At 58.1% G+C, this 20,795-nt stretch carries 12 protein-coding genes and 1 CRISPR repeat array; of the genes, 11 read left to right on the top strand and 1 reads right to left on the bottom strand.

Going from position 1 to position 20,795, the window contains the following annotated elements; genetic code table 11:
- The first annotated feature begins 786 nt into the window (after positions 1 to 786).
- The 5 genes from cas2 (at position 787) to CA85_RS15970 (ending at position 10,193) form a co-directional block, all read left to right on the top strand.
- Positions 787 to 1,077 (top strand): CRISPR-associated endonuclease Cas2, encoded by a 291-nt coding sequence (gene cas2 / locus CA85_RS15990; RefSeq protein WP_186774991.1) that lies wholly within the window; start codon positions 787 to 789, stop codon positions 1,075 to 1,077.
- Positions 1,078 to 1,162: 85 nt separating this feature from the next.
- Positions 1,163 to 3,100: a CRISPR-associated endonuclease Cas4g/Cas1g gene (cas4g/cas1g, locus tag CA85_RS15985; protein WP_146392334.1), complete on the top strand. Its 1,938-nt coding sequence runs from the start codon at positions 1,163 to 1,165 to the stop codon at positions 3,098 to 3,100.
- Between the two features lie 173 nt (positions 3,101 to 3,273).
- A CRISPR array of direct repeats spans positions 3,274 to 7,554; the repeat unit is 36 nt; unit sequence CCTTCCACGAGTTCCAACTCGTGGCCTCATTGAAGC.
- Positions 7,555 to 7,814: 260 nt separating this feature from the next.
- Positions 7,815 to 8,024, top strand: a complete 210-nt coding sequence (locus CA85_RS15980; protein WP_146392333.1) for a hypothetical protein — start codon at positions 7,815 to 7,817, stop codon at positions 8,022 to 8,024.
- Positions 8,025 to 8,125: 101 nt separating this feature from the next.
- Positions 8,126 to 9,079, top strand: coding sequence for a lipase family protein (locus CA85_RS15975; protein ID WP_146392332.1), 954 nt, complete (start codon positions 8,126 to 8,128; stop codon positions 9,077 to 9,079).
- Between the two features lie 112 nt (positions 9,080 to 9,191).
- A complete protein-coding gene (locus tag CA85_RS15970; RefSeq protein WP_146392331.1) occupies positions 9,192 to 10,193 on the top strand; it encodes an AAA family ATPase in 1,002 nt (333 codons plus the stop codon).
- A gap of 72 nt (positions 10,194 to 10,265) precedes the next feature.
- Here CA85_RS15970 and CA85_RS15965 read toward each other — a convergent pair whose 3' ends face one another.
- Entirely contained in the window at positions 10,266 to 11,684 is a 1,419-nt protein-coding gene (locus CA85_RS15965) for a glucuronyl esterase domain-containing protein (RefSeq protein WP_246112851.1), read from the bottom strand.
- A gap of 144 nt (positions 11,685 to 11,828) precedes the next feature.
- Between CA85_RS15965 and CA85_RS15960 the strand changes: the two genes are divergently transcribed.
- The 6 genes from CA85_RS15960 to CA85_RS26030 all read left to right on the top strand — a co-directional run bounded on the left by CA85_RS15960 (position 11,829) and on the right by CA85_RS26030 (position 20,792).
- Complete coding sequence (locus CA85_RS15960; RefSeq protein ID WP_146392330.1) at positions 11,829 to 13,391, top strand: SMI1/KNR4 family protein; 1,563 nt, start codon at positions 11,829 to 11,831, stop codon at positions 13,389 to 13,391.
- 155 nt (positions 13,392 to 13,546) lie between these two features.
- Entirely contained in the window at positions 13,547 to 14,272 is a 726-nt protein-coding gene (gene cysC, locus CA85_RS15955; protein WP_146392329.1) for an adenylyl-sulfate kinase, read from the top strand.
- A gap of 719 nt (positions 14,273 to 14,991) precedes the next feature.
- On the top strand, positions 14,992 to 15,261 hold the full coding sequence (rpsO, locus tag CA85_RS15950; protein ID WP_146392328.1) for a 30S ribosomal protein S15: 270 nt from the start codon (positions 14,992 to 14,994) through the stop codon (positions 15,259 to 15,261).
- Between the two features lie 434 nt (positions 15,262 to 15,695).
- The gene (pnp, locus tag CA85_RS15945; RefSeq protein WP_146392327.1) at positions 15,696 to 17,936 is read left to right on the top strand and encodes a polyribonucleotide nucleotidyltransferase; all 2,241 of its coding nucleotides are present in this window, start codon (positions 15,696 to 15,698) and stop codon (positions 17,934 to 17,936) included.
- A gap of 163 nt (positions 17,937 to 18,099) precedes the next feature.
- The gene (locus tag CA85_RS15940) at positions 18,100 to 19,062 is read left to right on the top strand and encodes a rhomboid family intramembrane serine protease (protein ID WP_146392326.1); all 963 of its coding nucleotides are present in this window, start codon (positions 18,100 to 18,102) and stop codon (positions 19,060 to 19,062) included.
- Positions 19,063 to 19,073: 11 nt separating this feature from the next.
- Complete coding sequence (locus tag CA85_RS26030; protein WP_315852716.1) at positions 19,074 to 20,792, top strand: redoxin domain-containing protein; 1,719 nt, start codon at positions 19,074 to 19,076, stop codon at positions 20,790 to 20,792.
- The last annotated feature ends 3 nt before the right edge of the window (positions 20,793 to 20,795 follow it).

Below are 20,795 nucleotides of genomic sequence, written 5' to 3'. Positions count from 1 at the left end.
AGGATGCGTTCTCCGGACCGACAGCGGCAATTCAGCCAATGGTGTGGGATTTTCAAGGCATGTCGGTGGCGTCCGAAACTTGTTGTCACGCTGATGTGAGTGCCTTCGCCTGAGCAGGCCAGGAGAAGTGGAAGCGAGCTCTGCTCGCAATGAGATCCCCGGCTGTGGGGCGGATTGGCCGAGAGTTCTTTGGCCATTCGACCGAAACGGGCGCAAACACTCGATGCCTGAGTTTTTGAGGCATGCCGTCAAAACCTCCAGAGCGGTGTTTCATCGAAAGAGCCATTTTGTCGATTGGCTGGGCGAATGTATGGAAGTAAGCACGGTTTATCGAAAATTGATAAACCGCGCTTACTTCGGTAGATTCAGAATCGCGTGCTAACTCCATCGGCATCTTGATCCCGTTCATCGATCGTGCGGCTGTCATCATCGATCGCCTACGTGGAGGAAATCACTGCCTCCTTGGTCTTCCAGGCGTTTGGATCAGACTCGTCACGAGTGTGCCCGCGTGATACGGACCTCCTTGACTCACGACGGGCGGAGCCGTCGGTCGACTATGTGAGTGATCTGCTGGGCGAAATCACGTAGACTGAATCGCCGCTCTTTCTCAATCCGGTCGTTTTTCTTCCCTCCATCGCGAATAATCCGCACAGATTGTCGCTGGGTGGGATTTTTCACACCGTCGACTTCGCCGAATTCTCAGCCAGACAGCCTCCCTCGAATTAGGGTGCATGATCTCCCCACTGCCTTGACCGGCGGCCTTCTTGCTTTTGATGGCTGAGAATCATGCGACGTATCTACCTGATCACCTACGACGTCTGTGACGCGAAGCGTCTACGGCAGATTTTCAAATGCCTCCGGGGCTGGGGCGACCATCTCCAGTACAGCGTGTTCGAGTGCCAATTGACCGACGCTGATCTGCTGCGCTGCAAGTCCGAGATGGCGGACATCTTGCACCACGGTGAAGACCAGGTGCTCGTGATCGATCTCGGTCCAGCAGCCTCACGCAGCGAAACGCTGGTCCAAGCGATCGGCAAGCCCTACTCCGCCATGGCAGCGCCCTGTTTCGTCGTGTGATTTTATTTGCTTTGCCGGGCGTGTCTTGGCTGTTCGCTTTCCATTTTTTCCAACCCATTGATTGTCCCTGCCCCAGTGTGATGCCATGATCCGACCCGCTGACGCGAGTGCTTCCACCTCCGACCGTGATCCTGAGGATCTACTTCCCGCTCGGATGATCAACGAGCTCGTGTACTGCCCGCGTCTCTTTTATCTGATGCATGTCGAAGGGCAGTTTGCCGAATCGATCGATACGATCGACGGCGGGATCGTGCATCGCCGAGTCGATAGCGGAACAGGCGGATTGGCCCCTGCCGAGCCCTGTGCGACGGAGTCTTTCATCCCGAGTGCTGATGAAGAACCCGCCGACGTGCCCCCGGAACCTGCCAAGCCGAAGAAGCGGCGAAAGTCAAAGCACGTGCAGCCAGCGACCCTCTTCGGCGACGATGATCCTGGGGATGCGGCTCAACCAAATTCGGATGACGAAGCGTCGGATTCCGAGGAAGAGAACGAGGACCTTCCTAAAACAATTCATGCCCGCAGTGTGACCCTGAGCAGTGACTCGCTGGGCGTGATCGCCAAGCTGGATCTCGCCGAAGCGACTGGCAACTCAGTAATCCCGGTCGACTACAAACGCGGGCGTCCCAAGCGGATGGCCGACGGAACCCTCGCGGCCTGGGATCCCGAACGTGTGCAAATTGCTCTGCAGGTATTGGTACTGAGAGACAATGGCTACCAATCCGATGAAGGCGTGCTGTATTTCAATGAAACACGGCAGCGTGTCCGGATTCCGATCGACGACGAACTGCTGAAACTGACACGCGAGGCGATCGCGACTGCGCGCCAGCATCGCATTTCAGGGCAAATCCCGCCGCCGCTGGTGTCCAGCCCCAAGTGCCCGCGTTGTTCCCTGGTCGGTATCTGCTTGCCCGACGAAACTCGCCGGCTTGCCGAATCTCGGCAAACGCCACCAACCGTGCGGCCCTTGATTACCGCTCGCGATGAGCGGCGACCCGTGTATTTCAATACGCAAGGGATGTGGATTGGCAAGAAGGGAGACCTGCTGCAAGCCAAGGTCGAAGGCAAAGTAGTCCAGGAAATTCGCTTCAACGACATCAATCAAATTAATCTGTTTGGCAATATCCAGCTATCGACCCAGGCCATTCAAACGGCGCTTGGGCGTGACTTACCGATCGGTTACTTCACTCAGAAGGGGTATTTCTATGGCGTCAGCGGTGGCCTGGGCGTGAAGAACATCCTCGTCCGACGCCAACAGTTTCGCTTGGCCGATGACCGAGAGTTCTGTCTCGACATTGCTCGCACCTTGGTGCATGGCAAGATACGCAACCAGCGAACGCTGTTGATGAGAAACCATCGCGAGCCCGATGCCAAGTCGCTGAGCGAACTCAAACGCTACGCCAATCGTGCCATGTCTGCCGACTCGCTCGCTTCCCTCTTGGGGATCGAAGGAATCGCCGCCCGCGTGTACTTCCAGGATTTTGCGGGAATGCTCAAAGTCGATTGCGGTGTATCGACAGGAGGTGCGGGATTCGCGGCAGCGGAAAAACGTCCCGCGTTTCATTTCCAATCGCGCAACCGTCGCCCGCCGCGAGATCCTGTCAACGCGATGCTGTCCCTCGCCTACAGCCTGTTGACCAAAGAGTGTCTGGTTGCGGCCACGATCGTAGGCCTGGATCCTCATCTGGGTTTCTACCATCAGGTCAAACCCGGCAAACCAGCTCTGGCACTCGACCTGATGGAACCGTTCCGCCCCCTGATTGCTGACTCGGTCGTCCTGTCGGCGATCAACACCAAGATGGTCACACCGGCTCACTTCATCTGTGCGGGAAAATCGGTCGTGATGAGCGATGCCGGGCGCAAGCATTTTCTGCTAGCGTATGAGAAACGGATGGATTCACTGGTCACTCATCCGCTATTCGATTACCGAGTCAGTTACAGGCGTTTGCTCGAGATTCAAACTCGATTGTTAGCTCGCCGCCTCAGCGGAGAGATCGAGGATTTCCCGGTTTTTCAGACGCGGTAGTGACGCGAGCAGCGAGGTGGTGAGCAATTCCCGGCCACCGCTCGCAACCAGGAAAAACACCGTATTTACATCACCTCCAGGGAAACATCCACGTGAACAGAAACGCTCAACTGGTGGACCGCTCGCAAACCGCAGCAAAATCCCCCATAATCCCGCATCCAGAAATGGGTGCTCCTTCCACGAGTTCCAACTCGTGGCCTCATTGAAGCGCTATCATTGATTCTGATGAGGTTGGTGCTTTAACCCTTCCACGAGTTCCAACTCGTGGCCTCATTGAAGCAATCCAACGTCGCTGGGACGGTGCCCGCACCGATCGGCCTCCTTCCACGAGTTCCAACTCGTGGCCTCATTGAAGCTCGAGAGCGAGCGTGATCGTGTTGAACGTCTCGAATCCTTCCACGAGTTCCAACTCGTGGCCTCATTGAAGCCGCCTCGCTGTAGACGCTCAACGCCGTCCGAGCATCCTCCTTCCACGAGTTCCAACTCGTGGCCTCATTGAAGCCATGATGGAGCAAGCCGCCGATGCGAAAATCAGCGACTCCTTCCACGAGTTCCAACTCGTGGCCTCATTGAAGCGTTCCCGCCGATGGGCGTTTCCCGCCGAGGCGTCCCCCTTCCACGAGTTCCAACTCGTGGCCTCATTGAAGCGTTGACATCTACCAGGATCGCACTGGCCAATCGCGAGACCTTCCACGAGTTCCAACTCGTGGCCTCATTGAAGCGCTGCTGTCTTGCTTGGCTGCAACGTTCATCGCGTCACCTTCCACGAGTTCCAACTCGTGGCCTCATTGAAGCGATTCCGCGTGAGGTGATGCTGTCGCGGCTGATCTCCTTCCACGAGTTCCAACTCGTGGCCTCATTGAAGCGTGTGGGATGGATTCTTTTAATTCCACGCTCTGTGCCTTCCACGAGTTCCAACTCGTGGCCTCATTGAAGCTGATTGTAGACACTTGTTTTTGGTGCCGAGCCGCCACCCTTCCACGAGTTCCAACTCGTGGCCTCATTGAAGCTTGCTTTACTGACATTTAAGTAAGCCCGTTCAACAGCCCTTCCACGAGTTCCAACTCGTGGCCTCATTGAAGCTTTTCATACCCTCCTATAAGAGAAACAAAAAGTGTTCCCTTCCACGAGTTCCAACTCGTGGCCTCATTGAAGCTAGCAATTTATCCTCATCTGTCTGATGGGATAATGCCACCTTCCACGAGTTCCAACTCGTGGCCTCATTGAAGCTCAGATATCGAGGTAGGATCAGGCGGTGTCACAATTGCCTTCCACGAGTTCCAACTCGTGGCCTCATTGAAGCATCGCTCTTTTCTGTCCACTCGCGACCATGCTCAATCCCCTTCCACGAGTTCCAACTCGTGGCCTCATTGAAGCGAGCGTTTGGCCCGTTAATGGGTCGCACTTACGACGCCCCTTCCACGAGTTCCAACTCGTGGCCTCATTGAAGCGCGTGATCGGCATGGAACAACGCGGTGCCATCACGCACCTTCCACGAGTTCCAACTCGTGGCCTCATTGAAGCCAGGTCGAATTGCCGAATGAAATCCACGGCGGCTTGCCTTCCACGAGTTCCAACTCGTGGCCTCATTGAAGCAGCGGTTCGGGGCCTGCTTCAGTTTCCGCAATCTCCGTCCTTCCACGAGTTCCAACTCGTGGCCTCATTGAAGCATCGTTGAATTTCTCCAGAGGGGTTCTGAGTGAATCGCCTTCCACGAGTTCCAACTCGTGGCCTCATTGAAGCTCTACAACGTGTTTGGTGGTTACTCGTCTTTTTATGTCCCTTCCACGAGTTCCAACTCGTGGCCTCATTGAAGCGGTGAGTTCTTCGTAGGTGATGCCAAGTAGTTTGGCCTTCCACGAGTTCCAACTCGTGGCCTCATTGAAGCCGAATCCTTGTCAGGCTTCAATTCCTCAGCCATCTTACCTTCCACGAGTTCCAACTCGTGGCCTCATTGAAGCCTACCACGAGGGATACGCTGCCGGAGAGGATGGCGACCTTCCACGAGTTCCAACTCGTGGCCTCATTGAAGCGCTTCCTGGACAGCATCGACGTATAGGAGCTTTTCTGTCCTTCCACGAGTTCCAACTCGTGGCCTCATTGAAGCCGCGAATGACTCCGCGTGATTCATTTGATCCGCACTTCCTTCCACGAGTTCCAACTCGTGGCCTCATTGAAGCCTACGCTGCCGCCTGGTCGATTGCGATCGATGGGACGCCTTCCACGAGTTCCAACTCGTGGCCTCATTGAAGCGTGGAGGGGTCATCATTCATTCACCGTTGGGCAAGCCTTCCACGAGTTCCAACTCGTGGCCTCATTGAAGCCCATGTTGCCGCCACTGGATGTATCGCCGCGAAACTCCTTCCACGAGTTCCAACTCGTGGCCTCATTGAAGCTCAGCGATTACTTCGGCCGGTGTCGGTTCGGTCGTAATCCTTCCACGAGTTCCAACTCGTGGCCTCATTGAAGCGCTCGCCTCTTGCTGGGCTGCCATCTTCGCCAGCTCCCCTTCCACGAGTTCCAACTCGTGGCCTCATTGAAGCCGTTCTACTTGGCCTCAACGTCGCCCAAATACTTCGGCACCTTCCACGAGTTCCAACTCGTGGCCTCATTGAAGCGATTTCGGTTTCGGTCGGTTTGTTGTCGCCCGCGGGCCCTTCCACGAGTTCCAACTCGTGGCCTCATTGAAGCCAGATGACCCAGAAAGTACGACGACCACCGATGCAGGATCCTTCCACGAGTTCCAACTCGTGGCCTCATTGAAGCCGTTGAACTGATCGAGATCTTCTACTGTGTAGTTGCTCCTTCCACGAGTTCCAACTCGTGGCCTCATTGAAGCAGCAGGCAAGCAAACAAAAGCTACTGGCTATCCTTGGCCCCTTCCACGAGTTCCAACTCGTGGCCTCATTGAAGCCGACCCATCGACATAGACCTTGATCCCTGCCTCTGTCCCTTCCACGAGTTCCAACTCGTGGCCTCATTGAAGCAGAATAAATTTCGTTGTGGCGATACATTGGCTCGCCGTCCTTCCACGAGTTCCAACTCGTGGCCTCATTGAAGCAAGTGAACGGGAACCCGGCGGTCGTTGCGTTCGTCGGACCTTCCACGAGTTCCAACTCGTGGCCTCATTGAAGCAGTAGTTGCCTGTCCAGCTTCTAAACTTCTTGCTTCACCCTTCCACGAGTTCCAACTCGTGGCCTCATTGAAGCCGGCGGCATGTCGATGTCGTAAATCGTGTAATCGCCGCCTTCCACGAGTTCCAACTCGTGGCCTCATTGAAGCTGGAGACGACGACTGGCAGGATGTCGATTTGGTGGCACCTTCCACGAGTTCCAACTCGTGGCCTCATTGAAGCTGTTCGGAGTGCCTTTCTTCCGTCCGCCGGTTTTTCCCTTCCACGAGTTCCAACTCGTGGCCTCATTGAAGCTTAGTCCCTCCGGATCCCTTGCGGCCAACCCAGCATATACCTTCCACGAGTTCCAACTCGTGGCCTCATTGAAGCGACCACACGATTTATTATTGTTGAAATAAACCGTGATACCTTCCACGAGTTCCAACTCGTGGCCTCATTGAAGCGCCTTGGATTCCTTGCGGGCCAGTGTCTCCCGTTGCGCCTTCCACGAGTTCCAACTCGTGGCCTCATTGAAGCAAGGCGTCGTGCGAGGTATCGAAATGGCCCGAGGTCCTTCCACGAGTTCCAACTCGTGGCCTCATTGAAGCCGAATCGTCGCCGTAGACGCCCGCATGATCGAGAGCCTTCCACGAGTTCCAACTCGTGGCCTCATTGAAGCCAGAGAGTCGGAGAATCATGACTTTCATCGGGACGACTCTCCTTCCACGAGTTCCAACTCGTGGCCTCATTGAAGCGAGGAGCACGGCCGCCATCAACTTGATTCGATGGAGGCCTTCCACGAGTTCCAACTCGTGGCCTCATTGAAGCCGGTGTGAGTTCAGCAATACGGGCGAAACAATCGTCCCTTCCACGAGTTCCAACTCGTGGCCTCATTGAAGCAAGTGCCGTCTTGATTTGCTTGGACCTGTCATCGCGCCTTCCACGAGTTCCAACTCGTGGCCTCATTGAAGCGCGACGATGAGCCAGGCGAACCGACAGGGCGGTGGCCTCCCTTCCACGAGTTCCAACTCGTGGCCTCATTGAAGCAGCATCCCAGGCAGGAACCTGTCGCGGGGCAGCTCGAACTTTCCACGAGTTCCATCTCGTGGCCTCATTGAAGCTCGCGGGATTCCATTACCCACTCGGGCCAGCCGTTCGCCTTCCACGAGTTCCATCTCGTCGCCTCATTGAAGCCAATCATCATCGGACGATAGACACCCATCAGCCCCGGCAGCCTTCCACGAGTTCCATCTCGTGGCCTCATTGAAGCACCTTCACGTCTCGTCCTCGGCCTTCCTTGCGTAGCCCTTCCACGAGTTCCAACTCGTGGCCTCATTGAGCTAACGTGCCACTCAATTCGGTCAAGAACCATCAGCGAAGGAAACGCGAAGGCGCCAGATATTTTTGATTGGTCAGAACATTCTTTGCGTCTCTGCGTCCTTGCGTCTCTGCGTCAAAAACTCGCCATGATCTACGAAGACCGACTCGAACCAATCACCGGTAGCTGACAGGTGGCCGCGGGGTCCATGTTGATCACCGGTGCTTCCGGTAGGATGTTTGGCGATTGGGTGGGTTCCTTTTTGTCGGGGTGATGGGTAGCTGATGGCTGAGTTTGTTGCGTTTTATATTCTTCCGGCGGTTTTCGTTTTGACGTACCTGCTCCAGCTTTGGAGTGGGTTTGCGGTGGCGGGGATCTCGGGGGATCAGGTGTTGGTCGATCGGCGGACGAGGCCGGGGCCGTATTGGTTCATCATGGCGATCCAAACCATGATCCTGGTCGTCGCTCCGATCTTGGTCGGGATGTGGGGCTGAGAGTCGCCGCGGGCGGTTCTGAGTGCCGCCCGTCCCGCTGGCGGCGCGGGTATGGCACAATGAGAGACACGGTATCCGCATTCACTCAGGAGGAACGTCCCATGATCGATTCAGAGTCACAGTTAACCGCTCAGCCGCAGGGAACGCTTCCCCAGCAGAGTCCGGTCGGGGATCTGCAGGAGCCATCGGGTATCGTTCATGACAAGAACGAAGTCCCGGTCGTCGTTTACAGTCGTGCTCGCGGGCCGATCGCAGAGATGACGTTTCTGCAGCGATCGCTGCTATTCGCCGAATTGGCGATGATCGCCTATAACGACGAGCGGGAAGCCAGCGAAGCGGCCCGGTTTGTGGGTTTCCCCGACGTGACGTTCTTTGAGCACGATGGTTCTCAGGCGTATCGGTTTCGCAACGACCACGACTGCGTGATCGCTTGCCGGGGCACCGAACCGAATGAGTGGAACGATATTCGTGCCGATGCCAATGCCGCAGCGGTCTTGGCGGAGACGGCGGGAAAGGTGCATCGCGGCTTCAAAACGGAGGTCGACGATTTGTGGCCGATGTTGGAGACGGCGTTGATGGGCAATGAGCAACCGGTGTGGTTTAGCGGGCACTCTCTCGGCGGGGCGATGGCGACGATCTGTGCTGGACGTTGCTTTTTGTCGCATATCAAGAGCGTGCCGAGTGCTCTGTTCACCTACGGCAGCCCTCGGGTGGGCGATAAACGCTACATTAACTTCGTCCAGCTCGATCACTATCGGTTTGTCAACAACAACGACATCGTCACTCGCACCCCGCCGGCATGGATGGGGTACCGCCATTGCGGTACGGAAGTTTACATTGATCGCGACGGCAACCTGGGTCACCTCAACGCGATCAAGAAACGTCACGATCGCTGGCGTGGATTCCTGAAGAGCTTGCGGCGATTTCGCATCGATCATTTTTCCGACCATCCCTTGCATCAGTACTTGGGACCGATCCTCGAAGCGGCGCGGCAAGAACAGGCCGAATTGGTGCGAGGCGATGATGCGGTCACCGCTGCCGAATTGACTGATTGAAACCTCCCTGTGTGAACACCTCAATCGCCACGCCTTCACCAACGCGCATGACGAGCAACGCGACGTTGGCGGAGCGACCGGCGACTCTCTCCCATTTCTTTCTGGATTCTGCATGAGTTCCCCTGAATCACCTCAACCCCACTCGCCTGCCGCTGGCACGGACTCGGTCGTTTGCGTGGAGGGTGTCGACTTGAAATTGGCTCATCCCTACGACGCGCCAGGCGATTGGATTGGCCAGAGCGAGATTCTCAAGCAATTGCTCGCGTGTTGGATCACAGTCGATGCCAACGACCTGCCACTGACACCGCGGCTGCTCGGCTCGCCGGGGGTGGGCAAAACGCAGTTGGCGATCGCGGCGGCCAAGCAACAGGGCGTGCCGCTGTATATCTACCAGTGCACTGCCGACACCCGCCCGGAAGATTTGTTGATCACGCCCGTACTCAGTCGCGGAGGAGAGATCTCCTACCACGCCTCGCCCTTGGTCAGTGCGATGATCCGTGGCGGGGTCTGCGTGCTCGACGAAGGCAACCGGATGAACGAAAAATCCTGGGCGTCATTGGCTCCTCTATTCGACAGCCGGCGATACGTCGAGTCGATCGTGGCGGGGATCACGATCCCAGCCTCGCCGAACTTTCGTGCTGCGGTGACGATGAACCAGGACGAATCCACGTTCGAGATCCCCGACTACATTCTCAGCCGTTTGCAACCGACGCTGCAGGTTGGGTTCCCCAACAAACAAGACGAGATGGCGATTTTGCAGTACCACCTGCCCTTCGCCGAGCCGGAGATGTTGGCGTTGACGGTGGATTTCTTGCAGCACTCGCACAAGTTGAAATTGGATTTCTCTCCCCGCGACGGGTTGAACCTGTTGCGGTTTGCGATCAAGCGGATGGCTCAGGACCCCGACCATCCCGTCGCACGCGATGTCGCGTGGCAGGAAGCCCTGGAAAAATGCCTGGGTGAAGATGCGGTCGATCTCGAACGCTTGGCCGAACGGCGCAGCCGCACGCTCGGCGGTGACGCCGTGCCGCTCGGCCTGGCCGATCTATTCTTCGACCCCGACGATCCATTGCACCCGGATCGTGAGGAGGAAGACGAGGACGACGAATTCTGAGTGGCAGCTGGGAAGTATTTTCTTCGGAAAAACATGCTTTCTACCAGCGCGGGCGGGACTCCCGCCTACCCATCAGTCCTGCTTGAGGAACCGGTCAGCGAAATCGAGGTATCGTCGCCAATCGTGCTCGGCCAGATCATGGCCACCGCGGCGGAGGTGGTAGCTGATCGCACCGTTAGAATAGGCGTGGTCCGGGTGGGGCGGTTGGAGGGGAGTGTTCCCGGTATTGTCGATCAGCCCGGGCAGGCCCAATAGTTCGTAGACGGGCGAGGCGGCGCGGGCGGCGAGGAATTCACCCACCGGGTCGGCCCACTTGTCCTCGGTCGCGCTGCCGACAGCGATCGGACGCGGGGCGGCCAGCCCGATGAGCTGGTGCGAGTCCACCGGTAGCGAGTTCTCGTTGAGGTTGTATTGCTCGAACCCATCGCAGAACCAATGCGGGAAGCTGGAGTTGATCCGGCCGACGGTTTCCCCGATCGCGCGGCGCGACAGGGCTGCGCCGCCACAACCGGAATCATTGCTGACGACCAATGCGAATCGCGGGTCAGTGGCGCCTGCCCAGAGCGCGGTTTTGCCCAAGCGAGAGTGCCCGAGAACGGCTACCTTGGAAATGTCGATGCCGAGATCCGGCGTCATTTCGATCGCGTCGAGGATACAGGACAGACCGTAGGACCAGGCTGCAATCGAACCGGGGCGCTGCTCCGGTGGCAAACCTGCGATGAATTCGGGCATCAGTCCATGCAGCCCATTTTCAAATCCATCATCGAAATCGGGATCGATATCGCCGTAATAGGCGGTGATGTTGGCGTACCCACGTTGGTTGAGCATCTCGATCGGCCAGCGGCTCGCTGCGACACCCCGGCCGGCTGCCGTGGCCCGATTCTCCTCAGTGGTCTCGTTGCGTCGATCACGCACCCAGGACTGTGTGATGCGTACTTTCGGGTCAGTCGTGACGGTGTGGTTGCCTTGAAAGTTCAAACCGAGGAAGGCTGGCACGGCTGGCGGTGCCGCATCATCCTGGCCGGACGTGGACCGCGGCACATCGACGAGGACGTGGATCTCGACGGATTCCGCTTCGCCATCGGCCGCACCGGCATCGCTCTGCGGTGGTTTCACGGTCACTGTCAATTCGGTGCGAACCGTCGCGCCTTGGTGGACCTGGTCATCGCGTCGCACGATTTCGCATTCGACTTGGCGGTCGTCGGGCATTTGGCCAAAGACGTGTTGCGTGAAGAGGTCGACGATCTCGGCGCGACGGTCGGGCCATTGACTCGCCTCGGTGACCGCTGTGCCGGATTGCGTGGTCAGTGGGTCGGGCAACTCATAATCGGGGACCTTCGATTCGTCGTAGTTGGCTTGAAATTTCTGAGCGTTGACTGGCGAGACGGCAAAGCAAGCGATCAGGGCAGCGGCGATGCCAGCGCCCCCGGCCCGGGAACAGTGTGAAATCGCGGTCGAGGCGGGTGGTGCAGTTGGGCGGGGCAGTCTCATCAAAAACTCGCTTGTCTTGCGTTGGGGAGGGGAAGGAAGCTAGGCTGGCGGGCATTCGGTGCAGCAGTTCATTGCCACCGATCTCTTTTCCCCGCACTCATCTGAATCGAATCGGATGGCCTTGCCGGCCACTGATTATAGAACGTGACCACACCAGATTCGACTCCCGCCGCCTCCGACACTGCGAATATCGACGATTCGCCAGCAGCGGACCGCCGGCAATCGCCGACCACCGGTCCGGAAGCTTGGTCAAAAAGGCTGGCGGATCGATTTGCGTTGGATTTTGGCGATGAGTTGAACCAGTGGTGGGATGAACTCTGTCAGCATTCGCCGGGCCCAGGCGAATTTCGCTATCCCGTGATGCCGCAGACGCTGTTGGCAACGGTCCCCGATCCGATCTGGCCCCCGTTGATGCCGCCCAATTTCCTGCCCTTGGTAGGCAACGGGGCAGGCGATTGGCTGTGCTTGCGGTTGCTCGATCCCCACGTCGCGGCGCAATCGGGTCGCTCGATGGACATCTGCCACTGGTACCACGGTGGCGGCGATTGGTTGCCCTGGGGCGATACCCTGTCCGAGGCGTTGCTCTTCGATTGGTTGCTGGCGTCCCTGCCACAAGCCGAGCGGCGACACGCCGAACCGGCGAGCGAGCCAGCTCTCGAGTGCGAAAGTGATGACCCGCCCAGCCACGTCGGCAGCGACAGCCCGGCCGCGTGGCGCGACCATCGGTGGGGCCAATGGGTCTCCAGCAGAATGCCGGGACTCAACCATATCGACTGGGCCCGCACCAAGCCCCCCAGCGTCGAGACCCCCAGCGTCGAGCCCCCCAAAGTCCATGACCCCAATACCAACGATCCTCATCAGTTGGCCGCTGAATTGTTATCCCAAGGCGTGTGTGAGGTCCCGATCCGATGCCAGCTGATCATCGATGCGCTCGCCAGTCCGCTGGGTGGTCAGATCACGCCCCAGACCGCTCACGATCTCGGGCTGACGTGGAACGATTGGATGCGATGGTGTTTCGATTTGCGAATGATGCCGAGCGAGACTGCGGCTCTGTTGCAAGAAAAACTGGGGACTCCAGCGGCTGCTTTTGATCCCGCTCAACAATCCTGGAACGACGTCGCGGCGCACGCAGCGGTTATCTGCGCAAGCCATCCCGAATTGTCTTGGGGCCACGACTTGCTCGGCTACACCAAGTGGTCGCAGGGCGACACCGCGGGAGCCGAACAAGCCTTTTCCCAAGCGATCCGCTGCAGTGTGTTCACCGACCAAAGCGTGCGGTTTCGGACACACTGGGCGACGTCGACCGACGGTGTTGCGAAATTCTCGGCCCGTTTTCTAGCGGAGATGCCCGCGGGAGCGAGTCACCCAGGCCCACCTGCGGAAGCCGACCGGCTGGGATGTTTGCCAGCGACGGTCGATCTCGGCACGCTACGTGAGTTTCTCGGTCCCCATCGCGATCAGGACGCCTCGTCGGTGCGCCAGCGTTATTCGCAGCTGCTCGTTGACCAGGCCGAGGCGAGCGACTCACCGGAAACGTCCGTGCGACTGCTCTACGCAGCCGGTTGGGACTTGGGAGCCGAACCGATGCGTCGCTACGGCGAACTGCTCGATCGCTACATCCGCGCCTGTCGCGATGCCGGGTGGACGAGTCATGAGCGTCTCGCCAGTGTGCATCGCGGCGGATTGAAGGCTCGGTATAATCTGTAAAACTTGCTCCAACGGCGGCTCCGCCCGTCGCGAGCACAGTGTCGGCCGCAGTGAAACGGGACCCCGCGCGGGCACCGCCCTCACCGCTTCGGCACATTCCATCGCTCGCAATTGCTTCCCAATCCAACCTTGTCACTCAACCCATCGCAGCGAACATGACCGTACCTTCGGATTCCGACCCGACCTCTGCCAGCGGTGACATCTCAGAAAATATCGTGTGGCATGAGAACACGGTGACACGGGCCTCGCGGCAGAGCAATCTGGGTCAACGTGGCTGCGTGGTCTGGTTCACTGGCCTGAGCGGCTGCGGCAAATCAACGATCGCCAATGAGCTCGATCGGCTGTTGATCGCTCGCGGTGCCGCCTCGACGCTGCTCGATGGCGACAACGTCCGCCACGGGCTGTGCGCTCCGCCTGCGGTGCTGCAAGGTGAGCACGGGCAAGCCTTTGCCGAGCGGTTTGGACTAGGTTTCTCGCCGACCGACCGGGAGGAGAACATTCGCCGCATCGGCGCGGTCGCGTCGCTGATGGCGGGCGCGGGCTTGGTCACTCTGGCGGCTTTCGTGAGCCCTTATCAGCGGGACCGAGATCGGGTGCGGCGGATGGTCGAGCAGGACGGGCAGGCAGGAGATTTCCTCGAGGTTTTCGTCGACACGCCTTTGGAAGTGTGTCAGCAACGCGACCCCAAGGGTCTGTACAAAAAAGCTCTCGCTGGGGAGATCGCCCATTTCACGGGAATTAGCGACCCCTACGAGGCGCCCGAGCGGCCGGAGATTCATCTGCAGTTCCGTGAGGGGATGACTCCGTTGGATGCGGCGGAGGAAATTGGTCAGGTAATGCAGGAGCGAGGGATATTCGGCGACTCCCCGGCAACGGGCTAGGACGCCCGGGCAGACACCCCTGGGACGGTAAAGCGATCTTAGCCACCCGGCGGGCGAGTGAGAAACATCTGCTCGGCAGGCAAAAGAGGTTCATCCGACGGAAGCGTGCGCAGAACACAGCGGGAGGTTTTTTGAAGCATGGCTCTCGTATCCAATGATCGTTCAAAAATGCGACCCTGATGAACAAACGCTCGCCAGGGACCGACAACACCATTGGCGTACCGCTTTTGCAGGGAAACGCTGGCGACCGAGATATCCCTTGCCAAGCCAGCACCTCTGCAGAGCTCGGCTCCGTTTCTCCCGGCAGTGCCAGGCTAACATTGATAATCACATCCCACAAATAAATCCTTCGATACGGGAGTCATGCCTTGAAAACCTCGGGCGCACGCTTCCGTCGGATGAGCCTAAAGACTGCCTTCTCCGCGCCGACGGATCGGCTTCCCACCGGAGCGCCGGAGCGATGTCTGAAGAAATGTTCCACTGGACTTTGGCGAGTGCAGTTGCCGAATGAGCAGTAAGCGAGCGGCATTCGGCTGGCGCGATGGGGCGGGGTCGATGGTGTCAAAAAAGACAAAAACACGGCCCATCTGCTCGATTTGACGTTGCGTTGGCGGGGTGGCACGTTAGACTTCGCGGGAAAATAATTTCACTTTAACTTGGGTCTGACGCGGACGGCATGTGACCTCCGTATTGGATTCATCTAGGAAACAGTTCACGGCATGACGATCTCGAAAGAACGTAAGAAGGAAGTGGTCAGCGAACATGGGGCTGCCGCCAATGACACCGGATCCCCTGAGGTCCAGATCGCGATCTTGACCGAACGGATCAATGGATTGACCGAGCACATGCGAACCCACCGCAAAGACTTTGCTTCGCGTCGCGGTTTGTTGGGCTTGGTGAGTCGTCGTCGGCGTTTGCTCGACTATGTTCGGGCTCACGACCCGCAGCGATACCTCGATGTCATCGGCAAGCTTGGTATTCGCAAGTAGTATTTTGTCAGGTTGGTCGTCGGCATGGTCCCACGACCGTGTGTGGACGAGCCAACGGGCGGTGTGCCCGGGATTGGTCAATGCGAGTGGTCTCACTCTTTCTGCGAAACCCACACATTACTGAGCGTTCGCCGTGGGCGAACATTTCTGAGAGCCTATCCGAAAAGGGGTCTGCCCCGCTCCGGCGAGGCCGTCAAAGGCCATGTCAAATGACTCGCCTCCGAAGGGCCAGTCCTTTTTCGGATCGGAATTCATTTCAAATTCACGCATGTACCGAGCCACAGAGCAAAAACGCTGCTCGGTTCATGCCGGTGGACGCTGGCACAATGTTTCTCGAGTTGTGCGGCGATCAAATGTAGTGATCGAGTTTGTTGGCGGTTCAGTGCCGCCGTTTTGTTGTTTGTAGGAAAAAGTAAAGAAAAATAGAGGTTGTGGTGAGTATTCACAAAATTCGCGTCGAGCGAAAAATCGGCGATTCAGTCCTGTCGTTCGAGACCGGCCATGTCGCCAAGCAAGCTGCCGGCAGTGTGCTGGTCCAGTACGGTGACACCGTGGTCTTGGTGGCCGCAGCATCGGGCACCCCGCGTCCGGGCATCGATTTCTTCCCACTGATGTGCGACTACCGCGAACGGTTGGCCGCGGCGGGCAAGTTCCCCGGTGGTTTTCTCAAGCGAGAGGGTCGTCCGAGCACGAAGGAAATCCTCAGCTCGCGTCTGATGGACCGCCCGATTCGTCCGCTGTGGCCCGATGGGTTCATGGACGAAGTCCAGATTCAAGCGATGGTTGTCGCGAGCGATTTGCAAAATGATGGCGACGTGCTCGCCATGAACGGGGCCGCCGCGGCGCTCCACGTCAGCCCCTTGCCTTTCCAAGGACCGCTCGGCAGCGTGCGCGTCGGCAAGGTTGACGGCAAGCTGATCGCGTTCCCGACCTTCGAACAGCTCGAAGAGTCCGAACTCGACATGATCGTCAGTGGCAGCCGCGAAATGGTCGCCATGATCGAAGGCTTCGCCAACGAGATGCCCGAAGAAGAAATGATGGAAGCGATTCAGTTCGCTCATGGCATCATCCGCGAAGTCATCGACCTGCAGGAAGAGCTGTATCAGAAAGTGAACCCGACCAAGGTTGCTTTCGAGTCGCCAGCGGACGACGGATTGTTCCAACGTCTCAACGACGCCTACTACGACGATTTCCGCAGTGCCCAGCAGACGTCGGGCAAACAGGCCCGCGCCGATGCCACGCGGAGCCTGCGTGAGCGTGCGATGGGCGAAGTCATCCCCGACCCCAAAGCGGACGATGCAATCTGCAGCAATCGTTTCAAGAAGGTTTGGCACGACCTCGAAGAAAAGGTCGTCCGCGACCTGATCAGCGCCGGCACCCGTCCGGACGGACGCGACCGCGATTCGCTCCGTGCGATTCACTGCGAAACGGACCTGTTGCCCTGCGTTCACGGCTCGGCTTTGTTCCAACGTGGTGAGACCCAAGCGATTGTCACGATCGCCTTGGGCACGAGCCGCGACGAACAACGCGTCGACGGACTGCAGGACGAGTACAGCAAGAAGTTCATGCTCGATTACAACTTCCCCTCGTACTCGGTGGGTGAATGCCGCCCGATCCGTGGCCCGGGACGTCGTGAAATCGGACACGGTTGCTTGGCCGAACGCAGCGTAGCTCCGGTTCTGCCGCCCGCAGAAGCGTTCCCTTACACGATCCGCGTGATCAGCGACATCACTGAATCCAACGGCAGCTCGTCGATGGCGTCGGTATGTGGTGCGACGCTCGGCCTGATGGCTTCGGGCGTCCCGATCAGCAACCCCGTCGCTGGGATTTCGGTTGGTCTGGTTCAGAACTCCGCCGACGATTGGCACCTGTTGACGGACATCCTCGGAACCGAAGATCACTTCGGCGACATGGATTTCAAGATCGCTGGTACTCAAAACGGCATCACCGGCATTCAATTGGATCTCAAGATCACGGGTGTGGGCGAAGACATCATTCGCGCAACGCTGAAGCAATCCCGCGAAGCTCGGATCGAGATCCTCAAGAAGATGCTGACGACGATCCCACGTCCGCGTCGGGAAATCTCGCCCACGGCACCACGGTTGCTCCGCACGAAGATCTCGCCCGATAAGATCGGTGCCTTGATCGGGCCTGGCGGTAAGAACATCCGTGGCATCCAAGAGTCCACCGGCGCGGTCATCGAAGTCGATGATGACGGCACCGTGCTCGTTGCGAGCAGCAACAAGGACTCGGCCATGGAAGCCATGCGTCAAGTCGAAGCCTGCACCGCAACGGTTCAAATCGGCAAGATCTACGACGGCATCGTCAGCAGCATCAAAGAGTTCGGCGCGTTTGTCGAAATCCTGCCCGGCCGCGATGGATTGGTCCACATCAGCGAAATGAGTGGTGGCTACATCAGCAACCTCGATCGCGTCGTCGCTGTCGGCGACGAAATGAAGGTCTTGGTGATCGATGTCGATGAGCATGACCGCGTCAAGCTCAGCCGCCGTCGCGCCCTCGAGGAACTCGGCGAAGAAGATCCTTTGGCTGCCGAACTCGAAGAGAATGAAGGTAGCAACGAAGGTGGTGGAGACGGTGAAGACCGCCCCCGACGCCGACGTGGTGGCCGCGGACCACGCCGTGATGGCGGTGGCGGTGGCCGTTCACGCGACTGAGTCGTTGACCCAGTATTGAAATCGTTTGAATGCAAAATGAAGATTGCGGCATCGCGTCTTCGTTTTGCATTTTTTCTTTCGTTTGTCGTGCTTCGCATGTCGCGGAGTTCACGGATCGATTGTTGGTAATTGTTGGACACTCCTACGCAAGGCTCCAATTCACATGGGTATCAATGATCGCGACTACGGTCGTACCGAACGCACGCCGTGGGATCGGGTTGAGAATCCGCGGAGCATGGTGATCACGGTGATCGTGATCAACGTGATCGTGTTCGTGGCGCAGATGCTCTTTCAGTACAGCCCTGAATCCGACGCGGGGCAGGGATTGGAGCGGAGCGGGCGGGATGCCGTGCTCGCTCCCATGGAACCGAAACGTAGCCATGTCGACGACATCTTCGCCGTCCGCGGCACGTCGTTGGTGCGGCCCTGGTTGTGGTTCCAGACCGTGAGCTACGGTTTTTTGCACAACCGGGCCAATATCATGCACCTGCTGTTCAACATGTTTTTGTTGTATGTCTTTGGCCGTGCTATTGAACAGAGATTGGGCGGTCAGGAGTTCTTGAAGGCCTACCTGGCAGCCATCTTGGTCGGCGGCGTGGTGGCGATGGTATCGCCCTGGATTCTGGGTGCGTTCGTGCCCGGTATCTCGCTGCATGTTCAGACGCTTGGGGCCAGTGGTGGCGTGATGGCTTTGATGGTCATGTTCGCCTGCTACTATCCCAATCAAGAACTGCTGTTGATGATGGTGCTGCCGATCAAGGCTTGGGTGCTCGTCAGCGGTCTCGTCCTGTTAGATTTGCTCGGCGCCGCAGGCATGAGCGGCAGCGAAACCGCCTACGGAGTCCACTTGGCTGGGGCGCTCTTTGGGTTCCTCTACGTCAAGCAGGGTTGGAGCTTCCAGCGGATCGATTTCACGGCGATCGATGAGGTCCCCGGCCGCCTAAGACAACGGTCGCGACGGGCAAAATTAAAAATTCACGATCCTGACAAGAAAATTCGCGAGGAAGAACGGGAAGCGGATCGCATTTTGGCTAAAATCCATGAGTCGGGCGAATCCAGCCTGACTTCGGGTGAGCGACGAACACTCGAAAAGTACAGCCGCCGAAAACGAGAATCACGCGATTAATCGCGACCGCGATGCCCCTGGCATCACCGTCGCAGCGGATTGGCTGGGTCGAAGGCCGTCCGGCCAAGGTCACCGACACGGGACTGCGGCATGGCCCTGGTAACCCGGTGCGTGAGCAGCGATGTTCGGCGGGCCACGCAACACACGCCATTTTTCTCGCCAGCGAGCCGACGTCCCCAACGAGCGGTACCCCAGCCGGGGCCAAAGCAGGCGCACCGGCCGTGCCGCCGTGGGCAAGCAGGAATGAACAATCTGATGTGTCTATCCGCCATTCGATTCGTGCCGTCACCGGCCGATTCGCAGAGCACGACTACCTGAGCAAACTTCTTATGATGAAACACCTTGAGAGACCCCGCCGACCTTTTGATCGTCATCCACGGGCCGCGTCTGTGGTTAGGTTCGTATTGCTAGTCGCTATCTCAGTGGCCTGGTTCAGCGCCAGCCGCATCGTCGCCGCGGACGAGCAGCCGGGCGACAAGGCGGCTGCCGAATCAAAACCGGAGGCTGGTGAGAATGACGCGTTTCAACCCAGCGATGAGGTGCAGGCGGCACTGCTGCCACTCTTTGAAGCGATTGCCGATACCGACGCATCTCGATCCGAGATCGAATTGTCCGTCGAGACTGTGATGCATGGCGAGATCCTGTCGCGAGAAAAGTCCACGTTCCAGATCGCGTCGAAGTTCCCCGATCAGTACACGATCTATCACAAGTCCGATAGCGACCGCAAACGAATCTACTCCGATGGTGAAACGAGCATCGTGGCACTCTCGTCGGCCGCCTACTACGAATTGCCCCGCGTTTGGAACAACCAATCGATCGTCACCGGTTCGCCGATCGACTTCGGTCCGTACCCCGAACCGATGCTGGCATTGACACTCGCGGGAGTCGATCCATCGATCACCTTTTTCGGCGGCATGTCATCGGTCGAGGCAAAGGGGAAAACAAAGTTCCGTGGACGCACCGACTCGGTCCACGTGCGTGGGCAACAGGACGATGGCGTTGTGTGGGATTTATGGATCACCGATGAAGAGCGCCCCCGGCCGCTACGCCTACTCGTCAACCTCACCCCGATGCTGCAGGCGAGTGGCCAGGTCCATGTGCCCCAAGGTTACGGCTTGTCGCTGCGATATGATTTCGTGTCTTGGCGGGTGACAGGCGCCGTCGATGAGAAGTTGTTTCGATTCGCCGCGACCAAGGATTCGGTGAAGTACGATTCGATGGCTGACTATCAAAAACAGACCGCTGGCGATACCGCCAAACATCCGCTGCTCGGCAAACCGGTCCCCGCCTCGACGCTGACGCTACTCGAAGGAAAGAAAATCGAATTGGCGGACCTGCGGGGCAAAATCGTGGTCTTGGATTTCTGGGCGACGTGGTGCGTGCCCTGCATCGAGGCAATGCCTGTACTCAAGTCCGCAGTTGACCAGCATGCGGACGCCAACGTCGTCCTGTATGCAGTCAATATCGGTGAAAACCCCAACCTCGTCTCGGGGTTTGTCGGCGAACAGGATTGGGGAGTCGAGGTAGCGGTGGACCCCGAGGGTGCGATGATCGATGAATTTTCTGCTGAGGAGCTTCCACTGACACTTGTGATCTCGCCAGAGGGTATTGTGGAGTCGGTCCATACAGGATTCTCCGATGACAAAGCGAGCTTGCAATCATTTCATGACGAAATCGATGAGCTTGTCCAAGCCAAACGTGCCGCTAATCCTCAATCTCAAAAACAATAAACG

This window comes from Allorhodopirellula solitaria (genome assembly GCF_007859855.1).
In the GTDB taxonomy this organism is placed as follows: Bacteria; Planctomycetota; Planctomycetia; order Pirellulales; family Pirellulaceae; genus Rhodopirellula; species Rhodopirellula solitaria.
Note: the sequence above shows the minus strand (reverse complement) of the source record. Positions and strands in the feature narration are given on the sequence as shown.

Bases quoted from the DNA above. Each gene is read 5' to 3' on its own strand.
- cas2 (WP_186774991.1), top strand. From the start codon at position 787: ATGCGACGTATCTACCTGATCACCTACGACGTCTGTGACGCGAAGCGT.
- cas4g/cas1g (WP_146392334.1), top strand. From the start codon at position 1,163: ATGATCCGACCCGCTGACGCGAGTGCTTCCACCTCCGACCGTGATCCT.
- CA85_RS15980 (WP_146392333.1), top strand. From the start codon at position 7,815: ATGGCTGAGTTTGTTGCGTTTTATATTCTTCCGGCGGTTTTCGTTTTG.
- CA85_RS15975 (WP_146392332.1), top strand. From the start codon at position 8,126: ATGATCGATTCAGAGTCACAGTTAACCGCTCAGCCGCAGGGAACGCTT.
- CA85_RS15970 (WP_146392331.1), top strand. From the start codon at position 9,192: ATGAGTTCCCCTGAATCACCTCAACCCCACTCGCCTGCCGCTGGCACG.
- CA85_RS15965 (WP_246112851.1), bottom strand. From the start codon at position 11,684: ATGAGACTGCCCCGCCCAACTGCACCACCCGCCTCGACCGCGATTTCA.
- cysC (WP_146392329.1), top strand. From the start codon at position 13,547: ATGACCGTACCTTCGGATTCCGACCCGACCTCTGCCAGCGGTGACATC.
- rpsO (WP_146392328.1), top strand. From the start codon at position 14,992: ATGACGATCTCGAAAGAACGTAAGAAGGAAGTGGTCAGCGAACATGGG.
- CA85_RS15940 (WP_146392326.1), top strand. From the start codon at position 18,100: ATGGGTATCAATGATCGCGACTACGGTCGTACCGAACGCACGCCGTGG.
- CA85_RS26030 (WP_315852716.1), top strand. From the start codon at position 19,074: ATGCCCCTGGCATCACCGTCGCAGCGGATTGGCTGGGTCGAAGGCCGT.